The sequence below is a fragment of the Archaeoglobus veneficus SNP6 genome (assembly GCF_000194625.1).
Taxonomy (GTDB): Archaea; Halobacteriota; Archaeoglobi; order Archaeoglobales; family Archaeoglobaceae; genus Archaeoglobus_C; species Archaeoglobus_C veneficus.
Window position 1 is genome coordinate 1685684 of sequence record NC_015320.1, and the last position, 17272, is coordinate 1702955.

Here is a 17272-nt window from a genome sequence, read left to right on the forward strand (position 1 = left end):
CATAAAGCTTACTGGACGGAAATGGCAGCCTCAGCATGAATTTACACTTTCGGAGTACCGTCAAAAATTATCAAATCAAATGGTTGAGATCTGAGGGTTCTGATGTGGATGCTGCCAGTGGGGAAAGTGAGAGGATCAATAAGAGAATATCTTGAAAAAACGTAAGTAAGGGAAAAGTTTATGGGTCAATATGTTTTAAATGGTGATTGAGATGGCACTTAATGAAAACATTATTATAAGCACTTTAAGATATTTAAAATCGAAAATAGAGGGATTGCACAGAGAGGGAACCATAAGATATAGTACTTACGTCAACCTCGATAGATGCTGTGATGAGTTGTTGAGTACACTCTATCTAACTAAGCACTCAATGGAGGGGGAGCCGAGTAAAATAGCTCGCTTGAAAAAACTCATAGATAAAATGTTTGAACTGAAGACGATAGTTGAATGCATATCTTCCGGAGTGGTGGATAGGAGTTATGATGGGTACTTACGTGAGCTGTTGACACGACTCAGAGATGTTGAAGAGTTAGATCTGTGGACAATAAAGTATGGAAGGAACTTCTCACCATTTTGTTACCCATCTTATGAAAGTGGAGAGTTGTCGTTTATACTTGTAACACCTGAAAAACCAAATTTTTTGTCATCAGACCTTGTAGGTCTTTTAGCTCATGAAGTAGCCCATATACACGATATAGTAGACAATTACAAGAATCAAGTTAATAAGATAAAGATAGGTGAAGCTTTGGCAGATATATTGGGGCACATTCTGGTGGAATTCGCATTTGTACATTCTTTGGGGTATTATATTGAGAAAGTTGTTGGATTGAATAACGCTAATCAGACGAAAACCTGTCATCCTTCGTGGGTCGCAAGAATTTGGGTACTTAGAGCGCTTACAGGAGAAATCTGGCAAGAACAGAAGATTATAAAAAGGAACGAAGATTACTTGCAAAGTTTACTAACTCGAGTTCCCGAATTGGATAATTTGGAGGAGCATCTTGTTAAAGATTGTGTACGAGAATACCGGAATAATGCGAGAAACTTCGTTAGATTTAAATTTAATGAGGCCATCTTAGCGAAACTCGAGGACCTGTCAGATCCAGAGGTTGAAAATTTGGGAGAAGTCGAGAAGATAATTCGGGAGGCGGTGTTAAAGAATGTACAAGCTGTTTAGCAATGTTATGAAGGCTAATGTTTACTTGACTAAATTAGAGTCTATTGAACGAGCTGTTTTGAGGCTGTTAAGAAAAAGGTATTGTAATGAGGATTTTGAGGAGTTAAACCAGCTGATTAACATTCTTGAATTCTGTGATAAACCGATATCTGAAATAGAACTGGCAAGTGTTGTATTGGAAGGGTTGATGAGAGATCCTGAAAGCGTTGAAGAGGAGGACGTACAGTCTTTGTTGCAATTAATTCATGAATGTAAATTAGATTTAGAATTGTTCATTGAGCATCATACTCATACAGATTTTGTTTCAAGTGTCGTACCTCGTGAGGAATATGAGAAATATCTTGCAGGATTAGAGAGTTTTTTGGGCATTAGTACAGAACGAGTTAACTTAAGGGACAGAATTTTGGAGATTATCTATGAGTACCCAGGAAATTACATTAAGAGCATACATAATTTCATCTCGAAGAGAGTCATCGAGGTTTCTTATACTACGGTTTGGAAATACGTCAATGAGCTTGAGGAACTCGGCAAAATTTTGACGATTGGTGGGCCGCAAGGAAATCTGAGATATTGTTTTCCGAATCCCAAAGAAGTTAGAAATAGAAAAGAGTATTATGGAAAATACTTTGGGATTCAAGGCGTCATAAAAGAGAGAATTACGGATTATTTCACGACTTCGTACAAATCTCAATCGTTTTACGATTTCTACATAGTTAACTCAGACGTAGTTCCAGAAATAATTCTAACAGTTGGATATGGTACACGAATAAAACTTGGGTCAAAAGTTGAGATCAAGGCTTATGGGTTAATACAGTCAATTGAGTACTTAAAAGAATCAGAAGGGTACATACCAAAAACTGATTTTGATGACCTGGATGTTTTATTAGGGTGGCGAGTAACGCTGGCAGAAAACGAGAGAGAAGTTTTGTGGGCAGATGTGTACAATGAGGAGTTGAAGCAGACTCTTCCTACTTAGTCGGCATTGTTGTTTTCGATACCAAGTACTCAAGAGTTCCGAAATCGAAAGAATATTTTATAATTATATTTCCTTTGTCTTTGACATAAATTTGTGCTTTAGTCGCTTTGTCGGAAATTTTAGCGATAACCTTGAAGCTATGAGAGGTAATATATGTCCTTGCTTCACCTGTACCTTGTCCTGAAATCGTATCGGTAGGTTTAGTTTCGGTTTTTAGTGCGAACTCTATTTTGCCCTCTTTTAGAGTGATTGCGATAGGAGTTATGTCTCCCCTTCCCAGAACATGAGTAAAGTGCTCAAATATAACCCTAAGGTCTTTTGGAGAATCAATTTCACAATGGGGAAATGTTTCAAAATTGATATTTGTGAAATACGGCGGTTCCTCGCGAATTCCATCGCTTGCCTCTCGTATAGACTCTCTCAATGTGGAATGTGCACCAGCCACCGTTAGATCTAAAGTTGGAGGATTAATAGAAAACTCGATACTTCTAAGTTCGGTTAACTTCTCACTTAAAGCAGAGAGCAGGAGCCTTTTCAAATCAGATGTGAGTACGCTAATTTTAATTGGAGCAGATATATCTGGGTACTCCTGGAAATGACTCCTTTTAATTTTTAGTTCATAATAGATTGAACTAATCTTGTTTATTCCGAAAATCTTGAAAATTGTCGGTTCTAACTTTACACAAACTGTTTCGAATTCATCAGGCAAAAGGCTGTCTCTAATAACTCTAATTATCTCCTGCATTAGTTTATTCCGTGTAGTCAATAAAACTTTAGTCAAGACCTTCACCCCCTATCACTTCTCCAATAAACTTCTCCGGATCTTTAGGTGGAGTCTGAGAATGGTACTCCCCGAACTCCTTTTCTATCTCCTCTATGTGCTGAACAATTTTTTTGCCAAGAGGGGTGAGCTGGTAGGCTTTTGAGCCTGTTGGGGTGTCATGGGTAATTACAACTTCAATAAGGCCAAGATTCAGGAGTTCCTTTAATCCTTGGTAAACGTATTTTTTATTGAGTAGTTTCTCTAAATCGCTCCATTTTTTGCTTCCGGATTTTAGGGCGAGCAATATTGTGAGATTAGGTTTTTTTGATATTTTACGAACGAGGTAGTCAGTTGGCTCTTTCACAAACTAACTTTTCTTTTAAGCATATTTGATTAATTGTGTGCAGAATTGTAAAGGAACTATGCAAAAAAGTAACTTTTAGATACTGGTTGCCTAAAGGTAACTTAGTTGTTTGAGAGGTAGGTAATAGCATGCGGGTCTATACTTCTGTGCCAAACGGGTGGAAAGACCTCATTGAGGACGCAAAAGAGATTGAGGGCTGGGAAGAAACTTCTGACTACCTCAGAGAGCTAATCAAGAAAGACCTCGTTTCTAAGGGGCTTCTCGGCGTAAAGAACGGCGAGATGGAAGAAAAAGAAGCTGTTCTGGTGGAGGGCTGAGTAATGGAGCAAAGAGCTCCTCCTTTCAGGACTGAAGACGTCACAGAAGCGGGGCTGAACGGGCTTGAAAGGCGGGTAACCGAGCTCGAAAGGGAAGTTGAGGAGCTGAAAGCCCATGTTCTGCTTGGAACAGATGAGGAAAATCAACCCCAGCGAATGCATAAAGTGGAGTTGCCGGCATTACGTTGCTAACGGTGGTTCTTGCTTTGGTTGCAATGATGGTCAGCTGGAACATAGAGTTAGAAAAAAATGAATACGCTTTCTACGATAAGAGAGATTTTCACAGGATGCAACTAAAGAGAAAAGTTAATCATGCTGGCAATGTATGATACTATCTTATAGAGGTTCAGACGTTTACGTGTGAGAAATTGGGGAGTTTAAGATGGGTCATCATTACTCGTCGGAAATTTTTTATTACCGCCCGTTTTCCTACTTTTATGGGTGACAACGCCGTAACACTGATTGGCGTAGTAATCGGCTTTCTTTTCGGAATGAGCGGGATAGCAACGCTCTTCAGCATCATGAACGCCGCAATAAGCGAGGCAGCGATGCAGCTCTCTCAGATAAACGCTGCATCGACCCTTGTACTGCTCATAGCTGCAATAATTTTGATAATCAAGATTAGAGTTATTTCGGCACTCATAGTCGGCGCCATAATAGGGGCCGTGCTGAATCTAATTCTTGAGCTAAATGGCATACACCTCACCAACGAGATATATTCGGTGATTCTGAACGCTTTGAGCTGAACAGAGCAAACGGGCCATAGATGGGGGACGACATGAGAAAAAAAGTCGCTCTCGGTGGAACCTTTGAACCACTTCACGAAGGGCACAAAAAACTGATAGACGTTGCGATAAACCTTGGAGAAGTAACGATAGGTATAACCTGCGATGAACTCGCGAGGAAGAGACTGCGCTCGGTTCTGCCGTACGAAATACGGGCCGAAAACCTGAGACAGTACGTCCTGAGGCGTTACGGCTTCGAACCAGAGATTGTCAAGATTGAGGACATATACGGTAAAACACTCGAGGTTGATTTTGACTATATCGTAGTTTCCCCAGAAACATACGGAGTTGCAGAGCTTATCAACGAAAAAAGAAAAGAGATGGGCAAGAAAGAGATGGAAATCGTAAAGGTTGACTGGGTCATAGCGGAGGACGGCAATCCAATATCGGCCACGAGGATTAAGAAAGGTGAAATTGACCGCTATGGAAAGCCGATAAGGTGAAGATATGAAGGTTGTCGTTGGTTCCAGAAATCCCGCGAAGATTGAAGGTGTCAAACTCGCATTTTCCCGCTTCTTTTACGACGTAGAGGTTGTGGGAAAGCACGTGAGCTCCGGCGTTGCAGACCAGCCCTTCGATGGAGAAACTGTAAAGGGGGCAATCAACAGGGCAATAAATGCATACAGCGGGGAGTTTGACTTCAGCGTTGGAATTGAAGCCGGGCTTTTCAGGCTGAAGAACACCGCTACCGGCTACCTCGATTTTCAGGTTGCGGCAGTATACAACGGCTCCCGCGTAACAATTGGCTTCGGCCCTGGCTTCGAGTACCCGCCAGCAGTCGTCAGCGAGGTATTGAAGGGCAGGGAGGTGGGTGACGTGATGGACGAAATAACGGGCATTGAAAGGCTCGGAGAGAAACAGGGAGCGATAGGCTACCTCACTAAAGGAGCCGTAACGAGGAGCGAACTTACGAGGATTGCAGTTACAATGGCTCTCATCCCGTGGATAAATCCAGACCTATACTTTTAGCCATGACCGACGTGGTCAGGCCGTTCGACCCCTGGAAATCGAAACTCTGCACATGCGGAGAGAAGTACTCCTTCAACCCATACACCGGCTGCATGCACGGCTGCCTTTACTGCTACGCGACATACATCCCCCGCTTTGGGAGCGTACGCCTTAAGGAAAGACTGCTTGCAAGGCTTGAAAAAGATTTGAGAAGGATTGACATAGAAAAGCCCATATCAATGTCAAACAGCTCCGACCCTTACCCGCCGATTGAGAAAGAACACAGAATAACGAGGAACTGTATCAAGCTGATGAAAGAGTACGATGTCAAGCTTCTCGTTGTAACCAAGAGCGACATCGTTGCGAGGGATGTGGATATCCTTTCGGAAATGAATTCCTGCGTCAGCGTTACGGTTACTGGCTTCAAGTTTGCGAAGATACTGGAACCGAACGCTCCTGAACCGGAGAAGAGAATTGAAGCTATGAAAAGACTGAAAGATGCAGGAATTCCCGTTGTTCTTCGGCTCGATCCAGTTCTGCCCTTCGTTAATGAGGAAGAGGTTGAGGAAGTTCTGAGGAAGTGCGACTTCGTTGATCACGTCGTTACTTCAACGCTGAAGCTAAGGGGCGATTCTTTCAAAAGGATCGTTTCGGCATTTCCACGGTTCGAGAAAATCTATAAGGAACTTTACTTCAAAAGAGGCGAGAAGATACAGAACTCGTGGTACATGCCAGAATCAATGCGTTTAGAAATTATAGGGAGGGTAGAGAAGATTTGCGACGAGATGGGAATAAGCTGCGCTTTCTGTAGGGAGGGTTTTCTGTTTAAAGCTGAGAGCTGTGATGGCCAGCATCTGCTGTGATCCTTGGACGCTGGAAAACAGCTGAGTTACCTCAAATTTCTCAAAACCCTCCAAATCTCGTTTCTTTCCACAATAACCCAGTACTTCTTCAAATCCTGTTCAGCCTTCTTGTATTCTGGATAATAAAAACCAACCAGCTCCCAGAAGGCTTTTGAATGTGTTGGCTCTATTAGATGGATGAGCTCGTGAACGACGATATATTCTCTAAGCTTCTCTGGAAGCGCAAGCATTGCAAGGTTGAAGCTGAGGTTTGCTTTTGACGAGCAGCTTGCCCACTTCGTTTTTTGCATTCTTATGAATACCTTTCCATACTTTATACCCAAAAGCCTTGAGTAGAAAGCTGTTGTCTCCTTCAGCTCTTTTCTAAGCATTTCTGTTAATTTTCTCTTCAGACTTTTCAGGCTGTAGTATTTGACTACCCCATCGTCGCCCTCTTTAATCTCAAATTTCTTGTCTTTCACGAGATGGTAGAACTTACCGTTTAGAATGAGCATTCTTTCCTTTCCCTTCACATCTTTCGCAAGTTCCTCAATCTCGGCTCTCTTTTTCTTTATCCATTCATAATGCTGGTTTATGAAAGAATTAACATCGAAGCCTTCTGGAGCAACTACTCTAACCTTCCCATCTGCCAAAACCTGGATTCGAACATGTTTAACAGGCTTTCTCTCTACCAGCACGTCCATGGTATCACTCAGCGAGTTCTCTTTCAGCATACAGCTTTAAAAACCTAACAATATCATCTCTCGTCTTTGTGGGACTATCAACCTTGCCCTTAAAGTTCTTTATTAGGAAGAGCAATACTCTTCTGGAAATCTCACCAACAACTTCACTCTTCTCGTACCATCTCGGAAAAGTTACACTTTCAACTTCTTTCAGCATCTCTTTCAGGCAATCAACGAGTTCATCGTCCTCAATCTTCTCACTTAAATGGCTCCTTAGAAGTTTCAGAACTCGGTATTCTTTCTCGTTTAGCCCAAGCTTTTCCTTCTCTTTTCTTTCTTCGTTTATAATCTCGGCTATCGTTTTCAGCTCTTCGTAGAGTTCATCCATTTCTCTCTTTCTTTCGTTCCAGTCCCTGACTATCCTATCGACCTTCTCAACAATCGTTTCATCGTTCATCTCCCTCGTGTAGTTTTTGACTGCGAAAAGCAAATCGTAGAAGTTTCTTCTCTCCTTGCCCTCTCTGATCCTTTTCAGGAATTCATCATCGATTACAACAACCGGGTAATCCTTCTTTATCCTCTCAATATCAATCGTTTCGTGGATGAATTTCAAAGCCTCGCGATAAAACTGATCCCTCTTCTGCTCAATCTCAGCATCAAGCCTGTTTTGTCTCTGCAAATAAGTGTGGTAGAGCTCAGAAAGCAGATCGAACTTATCTTTGAATTCAAGTCTCTCCTCAAGCAGTAACCTGTATAGATTTCTGATCTCGAAGTACAGCTTTCTGAAGTCCTCTATTTTCTCTTCAAGGACGAGGACTGCCCTATCCATTACATCTCTATCGTAAGAAAGCTCGAAATCGAAGAGACTGAAAGCTTCATCTATCTTTTTCCTTAGCTCCTCTTTAATCTCCTCAATGTTGTAAGCCGCTCCTCTGATGTCCTCTTCTTCATACATTTCAAATGCCTTCTTGAGGAACTTGAAGATGCCGACATAATCTATGATTAAACCTGCTCCCTTGAGGTTCTGACCATCTTTTATGAATGGCCTGTTTGTTCTTGCTATGGCTTGAAGCAATCGATGTTCTTTCAAAGGCTTATCGAGGTACATCGTTTGCAAAATGGGAGCATCGAAGCCGGTAAGCAGCATATCTGTAACAATGAGGATCTTGGGATTCTCCTTCTTCTTAAATCTCGTAACTATCTCCTCGTGAACAAGCTTTAAATCGTCCTTACCATACTTTTTCATCTGCCAGTTCATGTACTCGAGCATCTCTCTGGAGTCGTTTTGTGAAAAGGTCATCACGATTTCAGTTTCCTCCGGCTTCAGGAACTTATCCAGGGCTTTCTTGTAGGATAAACAGGCTTTTCTGCTCACCGCAACAACCATCGCCTTGAAGGGCTTAACGTTCTTGATGTAGTGGCTCGCAATGTCTCTCGCAATCCTCTCAATCCTTCTTTCATCCTCAAGAATTACCTTTACTCTGTTCAGTCTTCTCTTCAGGTCTTCCTCAACCCGCTCCCGGTACTCCTCAGGAATCTCCTCAAGTCTGGATGACAGAAAAACCTCGAGGTTCTCTCTATCAAGGTGAACGTCATCGAGCCTCGATTGATACGCTATTTTGACCGTGAAGCCATCGCTGATTGAGTCGGTTATAAAGTACCTGTCAAGGTACGGTTCGTCTGGATAACCAAAGCTGGCATAGGTATCTCTGCCCTTCTTCGCTACTGGTGTGCCCGTGAATGCGAAGAAGCTTGCATTCTTCAGGATACTTCGCATGCTTGCAGCGAGCTCCCCATACTGTGTTCGATGCCCTTCATCTATCAGGCAAACAACGTCTTTTCTTGCCATTATGCTCCATTCCTGGCTTTTTATCTGCTCTCTTAACTCGGCAAGGTCTTCCTCTCTGAATTTGTGAATGAGAGTAATGAAAAATCCCCTCTTGCCATCGGCATGGCTTAAAACTCGCTTTAGATGACCAATACTCTCTATAACCTCACAGTGAATCTTTAGATTCTTGAGTTCGTCGGAAATCTGCTTTTGAAGCTCAACCCTATCGACGATGAAAAAGATTGTAGGGTTGCCAAGCAAATCTCTAATCTTCTCAGCGGCAAAAACCATCGTCAGTGTTTTGCCCGTTCCCTGCCAGTGCCATACCAGCCCTTTATTTCTGTCTTCTATTCCTCTGGCATATTTTACGGCTCTGTCTGCTATTGCATTCGCCGCTCTGTACTGCATGTACCTCGGCAGAACCTTTGTGATCTCTCCTCCCTGCTCCCTGTAGTACGTGAAATATTTGACTACGTCAAGCAGAATCTCAGGTTTTAGAATATCAAATTCGGGCTTCCATTCGTAAACAGCAACATTCTCAGCCCACCTCACAATGGGGAAGTAAACAAGCCTGTCTGCAAAGCTCATCCCTATCTGAGCGTACTTGAAAAGCTCAGGCACCTGCTTTTCGTACCTTTTGATTTGTTCATACCCTTCCTTCCAGTCTTTAGCCATCTTTTTACATTCTATAACAGCGAGAGGGATGCCATTCACGAAGAGGACGATGTCAGGTATGATGACGTTCCTAAAACTAACCTGCCTCGAGTATATGAGGCTGTTAGCCTTCAAATCTACAAAATCAACGAGTTTTACAGTTTTGAGATTGCCATCCTTGTCTTTTATAGTTACTCCCCTCTTTATCGCTTCAAGGATCTGAATGCAGCCTTCAGCATCGAATGAGCGTGTAGTGAGATAATTTATCACTTCGTCAATTTCCTCATCGCTAACGTCATTAATCCTTTTTAAAGAGCTCCTGAATTCTTCTATTGCCAGAACATCGTCTGGTTTTAGAGATCTATACTCCCAGCCAAACGACCCCAGAATTTCCGAAAGATAGTCTTCAGATTGAATTTTCTCCTTTCTCACTGCTTGGATTTAGAGATTAAATAGTTAAAATGATTTCGCTTTAAAGATTTTTATTCTAATTCCCGAGAATCTTGGTTATTGCTTTAGAAATACTCCAGACTTCTATTAAACCTGTCTCTTTAATTTTATCAAAGTGCCTATCGTTTGTTATCAAAACTGCCTTTGCTTTCAGGCAGGTTGCGGCATGGACAATATCAGCAGCCTCATTTTCTGGAAAATAAGGCTCACACTTTTCTATCTCATCCTCTGAAGGATTTAATATAACAATCCTCAGTTTTATAAACTCAAGAAATTCTTCAGCATTTAGTCCTTTGGCATATTTCTCATACTCTGCAATCAGAACATCATTTGCTACGATCTCAAAGTCTGGATTAGCAAGAAGGTGAAGAACTAAATCAGTTGTTTTAGTCCATCCTTTTTTAACGGCTGCAATAAAGACGTTAGTATCAATCAAGAACCTTGTACTTTTTCCTTGCAATTCTATTACCTTCCTCTTCTACCTCTTGTTCAAGCTTTTCCAGATCAACACCTTTGGCTTTCTCAATTAAGTCTTCGAGCATCTTTTTAACGTCTATCCTCTTTAATATGACTGCATCTCTGTCTACATCAGCAACTAAGAATTCTTCCCCCGGCTTGATATTCATCCTGTCTCTTATTTCCTTTGGCAGCAGAATTCTACCCTTTTCATCAACCTTTGTCACTGGCATTTTCCCACATTTCCCATTGGTTTGAGAGGTTATAAAGGTTTTGCAGGAGTTTTTCCCAGTTGTCTGAAAATCTGAAATTAGGATGTATAACTGATTATGGCAATCTCTATATTGGGGGCTTGCAGCGGCGCTTATCGCCTCAAATATGCTCTCTTTCTTGAGTTTGGGCAATTTTCTAGGATTTCTATTGTAACTCTATTGGCAATAAACTCAAGTATTAACCTAATTTTAATTACTGGTTTGCCAACGCTGATTTCTGGGTTAATTTCTATTGGCACAATATTTACTTACTCTTAATTCGGAAGTGGAAAATCTAATGCCACCCATGAATTCTTCCGATTAAATCCAATTTGCGGAGGTACATACTATTTGCAGGAAACTCCTTTGCAAGCTCTTTTAAGTCTAAATAGATGTTCTTGAGTTCAAGATTTTCAATTGCCGCTTGAACATCTGTTCTCCAGTAACCATCACGTTTTAACTTGCCGTGCAACACATCTACCAATTTTTTCTTTGGGTTGGAATCTAAAAGAGCGTTCAACAGCTTATATAACTCAAGGTATCGTATGCTGTAATAGAGATTGCCATACAATGCAAATCGCTTAAGTCCTTGTCTTAGTATGGTAATAGATTCTGGAATGTCCTTCTTAACTGCAAAGTCTAGAGACTCTTTTAGTACATTCACCGCCAGCACTGACAGGGCTTTACGGGTGTTAGCAAATTTCCCGTCCGAATCCTCAAGCATACGGATGGTTTGATTGTATATGTCCGGCACTTCTTTGCTTAGCGCGATTACTTTCTCAAATATTTCTAAAAGTGCCAGACGTTCTTTTTTGAAGAATTCAAATATTTCATCCTCATCTGGCAATCTCCAGCCACCATTTATTGTCCAAATAGTTAAGAAAGGTACTTTAATGTCCCATCCGTAAATATGCCCTTCGGGATCAATAATCGTTGAGTGGATCTCAATTCTTTTTCCCCGCCAATCCTTTTTTAGGTATCTCTCAAGCAATTTTTCGACATCAAGAAGCACCATATGGATTATTGACTCCATACCCCTACGTATATCAGAAACTCTCACCCAAGGTAACCAGTTTTCGATCCAATCTTCTTTAAAGCCTTTTTCAGCCAAGTCATCACGAATTAGTTCAATCAAATCGAAAATGTTGGACTTGCCTTTTTCTTCAGTTAATTCGAGCACAGCATTTGCGAATATGTGAAACGACTCCATTGTTTTCGTCCTGAAATCAAAAAATTCTTTCCAGATGCTATTTATTGCTCTGGCTTTTACAAATACGTCTATATCCTTGGGTTTGTCAATTCTGATGCTGCTACCACCGATTCCTATCTCTTCTATTTTTACCGGAAAATATTCGTTGTTAAACTGTTCAGCCCTTTGAACTACGTGTTTGATTGCTTTTATTGCTACGTTTGATCTGATTATCTGATTTAGATTTTCTTCCATTGCTTAGATTCTTACCTCAGAAAATTTTTAACTCTTTTTATCATCGGAAGTTACTAATCACTAATATATCGGTCTGGCTACTCCATTCAGAAAATTGTTCATCTTTCTTTGGGTAATGCCTACTTCTTTTGTCTGAACACAATTCTCAGCCTGTTTATGATCCTCATGTTAAGGCTTGTATTAAACAACGCCAAATTAATCAAATCTAAGGCTATGTAAGCGGCCAGAACGACATTAAGGATTACTGAGAACTTAAAGACATAAAAGTAGGTGTTGTAGGCCGTTATGAAATTGTTGTTAACGATATCGAATTTCTGGTTGAGTAAATTGATCTGTGTTTGTGTAGTGTTGAAATAATGCTTCATTTCCTCGATGTCTTCTTTTGTTATGGTCTCATTTTTTAATTGCTCGTATCTCTGTTTGTATTCTTCAAGCTGCTGATTTAGCTGAGCTACTTGTTGTTTTAAAGCACTAATTTCAGCGTCTTTTTGTTGTATTTGCTGGATGTATGGTTGGCATTGATATTCAGTCAAATTGGCAACGAGCAAAAAGATTACAGGGATAAATACAATTAAGAATATGAGCGCAATTATAAACCCGATTACATCGCTGAGGTCATTCATTTATTCACCCCAGACATCTTCATTGTTCATTAAGACTTTTCATAATTCCTTCAATTCTCTTTAAGGTTTTGTTAACTATTTCGAAACATTCTTCGAATAACTGAACCAAAGGGTGCTCCTTATTGTAAATTTCAAGGGGATTAAGTTCCACTTCGGGATATCTAGTATTCACTGCGTGTGGAAAGGTAATTATTGAAAAATAAAATAAAGAAAAATGTATATATATGACATCTGAAAGCACCAGAATCAATTTTCTAAGTGCGTCCTCAATTAATTTTGGATTTAATACTTGTTCTAAATCCTCCTTTACTTTCTCAATTTTTTCAGAATCATAGATGTACAGGGTATTAAAAAATTCTAGCAAATCGCTTTTTAGCTTGCTGATTTCACTCTCAGAAATGGTGAGAGCATGGATATTTCTTTTTAGCTCTTGTATTTCCATCTCAAAATCTTCTAACTCTTCAATGATTTGTTCAATTTCATCTTTAGAAATAGAAACTGGCTTTTCTTTAGTAATGGTTTCGTAGAACATTATAAACTTCTCTAAAGTCTTATGCATCTCCTCAATGTTAATCGTTCTGATTAATTCAGTCTTTTTTAACTCTGGAAGTATCTCAAATCCATCTTTGAGCTTCCCTATTTGTTCCAACTGTTTATCTGCAACCTTTTTATGAATTTTAAGCGGGTTATGTCCAATGCCTTTTCTCCCTTTTAATTCATTCTCACTTATAATTCCCATTAATAAACCAAAAGCCTTCGCTGCTTTCTCCACACTCTGCTGGAGATAGAATACTGCCTGAGAGTATAATTCATTTTCATACAAACATTTTGCAGCTGCTAAATCTTGCTTAGAGATATCCAAAAGAATTTTGGCTAATTTCATACCTTAACTCTCCTTCTCCCAGTCAACAAATCATTCATCAAGCCCTTCTTAATTCTTTCAAGCTTCTCCTTTCTTTTCCTTTCGAGTTCGAGTTTTTTATCCACAGTTGAAAGAATTTCGGCGATTTTTTGCTGTTCTGGGAGTGGTGGGAGTGGAATTAGTAGCTTTTTAATGTAATCTTGTGGAATACCCTTTATTGTTGTCCCTCTTGAGAATGATTCAAGTAAGCTAACGATTTTGGGAGAATTGAGATACCATACAAGAAAGAAGGGTTCAGCTTTCGATTTGTTGAGCATAATTCCTGTTAAATCTTGATTAATTGCTACATCTATTAAGTTAACAGCAGATTTTCCAATCCCCACTCTTGTTGCAATTATTAGGTTATTTTTAGGAATAATTTTTGCTGCACTGTTTTCTAAACCCTCTTTTGTTATATATTGCCCAATGGAGCGTTCATCAATATAGAATTTGGTGATATGAACACTTCTAATCCATGGAATGTCTCCATTCCAGTATTTTGCCACTTTGGTAGAGGGGGTACCACCACTTATGAATTCGTATGCAACATCTCCAAGCCTAACAACCTCCCACTCCTTCGGAATCCTGCCAATCTCCGTATCCTTAAACTCCGTGTGCCCTATGCCCTTCGTCAAAAGCTCCTGCATCAGACCTTTCTTCAGCCTTTCAGTCTTCACTATCGCTTCGTCGACTTTCTGGATTGCTTCATCAACTGTGCTTAAAATTTCGGCGATTTTGCGTTGTTCTGGGAGTGGTGGGAGTGGGATTTTTAGCTGCTCAACATGAGATTGATTCAAAGCAGGATATTGTCCACCAACCATTAATCTGTTACATTGTTCAATTGTTCTGTCCATAAAGAGATTGTAAAGCAAGTACTTGGGTTCTATTAACTCATTTTTACATCGTAATACTGCAAAACCTGTAGAACAAATTTGTCCATCATACTTTTTAGGTACTATCACAAATGCTTTCAAATAAGGTCTTACAGTTGACATGATGACGTCATTCTCACGTACTACTCTTCTCGCTCTTGAAGGGGCGTTTTTTCCAATAATTTTTTTAACTGATTTAATTTTGCTATTTTGAATCGAATCTATTTCGATGTAATAAAATTCTTCGTCAGGAGCCTCTTTAGCAGGGTTTATAGATTCAGGATTAACTTTAGTAACATCCCCAAGCCTTACAACCTCCCAATCCTCTGGAATCTTGCCGATTGGTGTTTCTTTGAATCCCAATAGCATAATCTCACCTTACAGCCCTTAGGAAGTTCTGGGGCAAATCAGGGACTATTCCAAAGATTTTGGAGAACTTAGTCTTTCTTTTACCTCTGTTTAATTCGACGATCTCTCTATCGTTGGTTATAAACCACGAGCACTCATTAAAAATTGCTGTAGTTAATAAAATTGCATCATGTGTTCTTAGCTTGTATTCTAGAATAAGCTTGGGATAAATTTCATCGTCAATGGTGTCGTTAACGACTCTTACCTTACTTTTTAACTCTCCAAGGTATTTTGCGATAGTTTCTTTGACGAGAAATTTCTCTTCTTTTGTTAAATCATGTTTTCCCCGCAACTTTGACCATAACGTCAGTGGAATACCCAGACGATACATCTTGAGAGACAGTATTTCATTGTATAAAACGTGAGAAACTTCTGCCAGCGTTAAATTGGAAACTTTAGCCTGATAGTCGTCTGTTTCCAGCAAGGCCTCAACCAAAGTGTAGGAATAACTAATATTCTCTAATCTTTGATTTAGTATTTTGTCATCCTTTAACTCCTCAAATTTTTGGGCGAAGTCCTTTATTAGAATCCAGTTTGCAATAACATTGGAATCCAAAAAAATTGCTTCCATACTATTTTTCGAAAATTATATCCAGCAGCGATTTTTTCCTCCTCTTTTTCGGTGGTCGCCAGAGTCCCTTTATTTGCCCCTTCCTTCCTGATTCCGTAGTTCTTTGCCTGAGTTCATAATACCTCCCGGTTACTGGGTTGTAGATTCTCTTTCTTGTTTTCTTTTTTGCTTCTGCCATATTGCTACACACTCCTATAGAGTTTATTGGTTAACCACCCTTAAAATATTTGCTAAATCCTTCTATGATACTCTATAATTAAGTTCAGCCAGAAACTCCTCAATCTTCCCCTCAACCCCCCTTATCTCCTCCTCAATGGCCTTCAGCTCCTCCCACTCCCTCGCAACATCGATCTCCTCAACTTCCTCTTTCGGAAATACGTAAAGCGTAACATTCAGGTTGTAATCATTCTCCTTTATCTCATCAAGCGAGACAACTCTGCAGAAACCCTCTACATCCTTAAACTCCCTGTAAGCATTCACTATTTTCTCAATATGTTCATCCCCAAGCCTGTTCAGCTTTCTGACCTCAGGATGCTTTTCATATTCATTGCTTGCGTTGATAAACAGAACCTTGCTCTTTCTCTCTTCAGGCTTCTGCTTGTTGAAAATCAGAATGGCTCCCGGCGCTCCAGTGTTGTAAAACAATTTCTCAGGCAGCAAAATAACACATTCGAGCAAATCATCCATCAAAATAGCTTTCCTTATTGTCTTCTCCTTGCCACCTCTGAACAGGCAGCCATTATCGATTACCACTCCAACACATCTCTTTGCAGATGCAAGCATGTGCTGAATCCATGCCCAGTCTGCTGAATTATTGGGAGGATAGCCGTATTTAAACCTCTCCTCATAGAATTCAGCTTTTTTAAGCTCAACCTCACCATATCCGTCCTGATTCCACGGAGGGTTGGCTATAACAACGTCAAACCTGCGAAAGCTCTCCCCATCTTTAAACCTCGGGTTCTTCAGTGTATCGCCGACAACGAGATTTATATCCTTGATTCCATGGACAATCGCGTTCATCTTCGCTATCGCATAGGTTGTAGGGTTTACTTCTTGGCCATATAGAAAGAGCTTCTTTGCCTCCTCCTCACCATACTTCTCCTTGACGTAATCGTAAGCCCTTATCAGCATCCTCGCATAGCCTGCTGCAGGATCATAAACGCTTTCGAGCGGTTTAGGAGCCACGATTTTAACGATCAGTTCCACAACTTCCGAGGGAGTGAAAACCTCACCCTCCTTAGCCTTCTGAGGAGCAAAGTAACCGACTATCCACTCGTAAGCATCACCAAGTATACTGTCGCTTGTCCTTCCCAAATTAAGCCCGCTAAAAAGCTCGAAAAGCTGGACGAGAATGTCAAAGTTGTCTCTGTGTCTTGTGAATTCGAGGAAGTCGAGTCTATCAACAACTCCCTGCAATTCAGGATTCTTCTCAGCCAAAAGCTTCAGCGCCTCAGAAAGCTTAACAGGCAACTCATTAACGTTCTTCCTGAGCTCCTCCCAAGTGTATTTCTCAGGATACATGAAGCGGTGGAACGATATATCTTTTGCAAGTTCCTCAGCCTCTTCTCTGCTCAAACCTTCCTTTTCAATCAGGTATTTGAGAGCCTCATTGTACTCTCTCTTCCATTCATCGCTCAGTCTTTTAAGGAAAAGCAGCACGAGTATATACTTGTAATCAACTCTGGTTCTGATAAGATCAGCAGCCTGCTTGCATGCCCTAATGAGCTCATCTCTTGTGGTTTCAATATCAATGTAGTTGGCAAGAGTCATTAAATTAGGAAAATCTTGAAACGATTTATTCTTTATGATTTTAGCTCTCGGAGAATCAAGCCTTTAAGAAGTAAAAGTGGGCTCGCCCGGATTCGAACCGGGGACCTTCGCCTCGTCAAGGCGACGTCATAACCGCTAGACTACGAGCCCCTTCCTTCCAACTTCACCCTCTTCTTAGAAAATCGGGAT

Annotated in this window: 21 protein-coding genes and 1 tRNA gene; 8 read left to right on the forward strand and 14 right to left on the reverse strand. The window is 40.5% G+C overall.

Features of this window, described 5'->3' with window-relative positions:
* Positions 1-199: 199 nt before the first annotated feature.
* Together ARCVE_RS09390 and ARCVE_RS09395 are read left to right on the forward strand one after the other, a co-directional pair.
* Positions 200-1177: a hypothetical protein gene (locus ARCVE_RS09390; protein ID WP_048085995.1), complete on the forward strand. Its 978-nt coding sequence runs from the start codon at positions 200-202 to the stop codon at positions 1175-1177.
* Positions 1161-2153, forward strand: coding sequence for a hypothetical protein (locus tag ARCVE_RS09395; RefSeq protein ID WP_013684537.1), 993 nt, complete (start codon positions 1161-1163; stop codon positions 2151-2153). Before ARCVE_RS09390 ends, ARCVE_RS09395 begins: the two co-directional genes overlap by 17 nt.
* Here ARCVE_RS09395 and ARCVE_RS09400 read toward each other — a convergent pair.
* Together ARCVE_RS09400 and ARCVE_RS09405 are read right to left on the reverse strand one after the other, a co-directional pair.
* Entirely contained in the window at positions 2146-2898 is a 753-nt protein-coding gene (locus ARCVE_RS09400; protein WP_013684538.1) for a hypothetical protein, read from the reverse strand. The two genes, ARCVE_RS09395 and ARCVE_RS09400, sit on opposite strands and share 8 nt — an antisense overlap.
* A gap of 28 nt (positions 2899-2926) precedes the next feature.
* On the reverse strand, positions 2927-3280 hold the full coding sequence (locus tag ARCVE_RS09405) for a winged helix-turn-helix transcriptional regulator (RefSeq protein ID WP_013684539.1): 354 nt from the start codon (positions 3278-3280) through the stop codon (positions 2927-2929).
* Between the two features lie 128 nt (positions 3281-3408).
* Here ARCVE_RS09405 and ARCVE_RS09410 point away from each other — a divergent pair, with 128 nt between their 5' ends.
* The 6 genes from ARCVE_RS09410 (at position 3409) to ARCVE_RS09435 (ending at position 6193) form a co-directional block, all read left to right on the forward strand.
* Positions 3409-3597, forward strand: a complete 189-nt coding sequence (locus ARCVE_RS09410; RefSeq protein ID WP_013684540.1) for a hypothetical protein — start codon at positions 3409-3411, stop codon at positions 3595-3597.
* A 3-nt stretch (positions 3598-3600) separates the two neighbouring features.
* Entirely contained in the window at positions 3601-3789 is a 189-nt protein-coding gene (locus ARCVE_RS09415) for a hypothetical protein (protein WP_013684541.1), read from the forward strand.
* A gap of 245 nt (positions 3790-4034) precedes the next feature.
* Complete coding sequence (locus tag ARCVE_RS09420; protein ID WP_013684542.1) at positions 4035-4343, forward strand: hypothetical protein; 309 nt, start codon at positions 4035-4037, stop codon at positions 4341-4343.
* A 32-nt stretch (positions 4344-4375) separates the two neighbouring features.
* Positions 4376-4825, forward strand: coding sequence for a phosphopantetheine adenylyltransferase (locus tag ARCVE_RS09425; protein WP_048086289.1), 450 nt, complete (start codon positions 4376-4378; stop codon positions 4823-4825).
* A 4-nt stretch (positions 4826-4829) separates the two neighbouring features.
* A complete protein-coding gene (yjjX, locus tag ARCVE_RS09430) occupies positions 4830-5351 on the forward strand; it encodes an inosine/xanthosine triphosphatase (protein WP_013684544.1) in 522 nt (173 codons plus the stop codon).
* 2 nt (positions 5352-5353) lie between these two features.
* The gene (locus ARCVE_RS09435; RefSeq protein ID WP_013684545.1) at positions 5354-6193 is read left to right on the forward strand and encodes an SPL family radical SAM protein; all 840 of its coding nucleotides are present in this window, start codon (positions 5354-5356) and stop codon (positions 6191-6193) included.
* 26 nt (positions 6194-6219) lie between these two features.
* On the opposite strand, the gene ARCVE_RS09440 is transcribed toward ARCVE_RS09435, so the two are convergent.
* The 12 genes from ARCVE_RS09440 to ARCVE_RS09490 all read right to left on the reverse strand — a co-directional run bounded on the left by ARCVE_RS09440 (position 6220) and on the right by ARCVE_RS09490 (position 17233).
* Complete coding sequence (locus ARCVE_RS09440) at positions 6220-6906, reverse strand: M48 family metallopeptidase (protein WP_013684546.1); 687 nt, start codon at positions 6904-6906, stop codon at positions 6220-6222.
* Entirely contained in the window at positions 6881-9769 is a 2889-nt protein-coding gene (locus tag ARCVE_RS09445) for a type I restriction endonuclease subunit R (RefSeq protein ID WP_013684547.1), read from the reverse strand. Before ARCVE_RS09445 ends, ARCVE_RS09440 begins: the two co-directional genes overlap by 26 nt.
* Positions 9770-9824: 55 nt before the next feature.
* A complete protein-coding gene (locus tag ARCVE_RS09450; protein ID WP_013684548.1) occupies positions 9825-10223 on the reverse strand; it encodes a type II toxin-antitoxin system VapC family toxin in 399 nt (132 codons plus the stop codon).
* Positions 10216-10476, reverse strand: a complete 261-nt coding sequence (locus ARCVE_RS09455; RefSeq protein WP_013684549.1) for an AbrB/MazE/SpoVT family DNA-binding domain-containing protein — start codon at positions 10474-10476, stop codon at positions 10216-10218. Before ARCVE_RS09455 ends, ARCVE_RS09450 begins: the two co-directional genes overlap by 8 nt.
* 313 nt (positions 10477-10789) lie before the next feature.
* Positions 10790-11938: a hypothetical protein gene (locus tag ARCVE_RS09460; protein ID WP_013684550.1), complete on the reverse strand. Its 1149-nt coding sequence runs from the start codon at positions 11936-11938 to the stop codon at positions 10790-10792.
* A gap of 119 nt (positions 11939-12057) precedes the next feature.
* Positions 12058-12561: a hypothetical protein gene (locus tag ARCVE_RS09465; protein ID WP_013684551.1), complete on the reverse strand. Its 504-nt coding sequence runs from the start codon at positions 12559-12561 to the stop codon at positions 12058-12060.
* Positions 12562-12580: 19 nt separating this feature from the next.
* Positions 12581-13444, reverse strand: coding sequence for a HEPN domain-containing protein (locus tag ARCVE_RS09470; RefSeq protein ID WP_013684552.1), 864 nt, complete (start codon positions 13442-13444; stop codon positions 12581-12583).
* A complete protein-coding gene (locus ARCVE_RS09475) occupies positions 13441-14703 on the reverse strand; it encodes a restriction endonuclease subunit S (RefSeq protein WP_013684553.1) in 1263 nt (420 codons plus the stop codon). Before ARCVE_RS09475 ends, ARCVE_RS09470 begins: the two co-directional genes overlap by 4 nt.
* 4 nt (positions 14704-14707) lie before the next feature.
* Entirely contained in the window at positions 14708-15313 is a 606-nt protein-coding gene (locus tag ARCVE_RS09480) for a PIN domain-containing protein (RefSeq protein WP_013684554.1), read from the reverse strand.
* Between the two features lies 1 nt (position 15314).
* Positions 15315-15491, reverse strand: coding sequence for a hypothetical protein (locus tag ARCVE_RS11395; protein ID WP_013684555.1), 177 nt, complete (start codon positions 15489-15491; stop codon positions 15315-15317).
* Positions 15492-15553: 62 nt separating this feature from the next.
* The gene (locus ARCVE_RS09485; protein WP_013684556.1) at positions 15554-17083 is read right to left on the reverse strand and encodes a class I SAM-dependent DNA methyltransferase; all 1530 of its coding nucleotides are present in this window, start codon (positions 17081-17083) and stop codon (positions 15554-15556) included.
* A gap of 77 nt (positions 17084-17160) precedes the next feature.
* Positions 17161-17233 (reverse strand) — tRNA-Val (locus tag ARCVE_RS09490).
* Between the last annotated feature and the right edge of the window lie 39 nt (positions 17234-17272).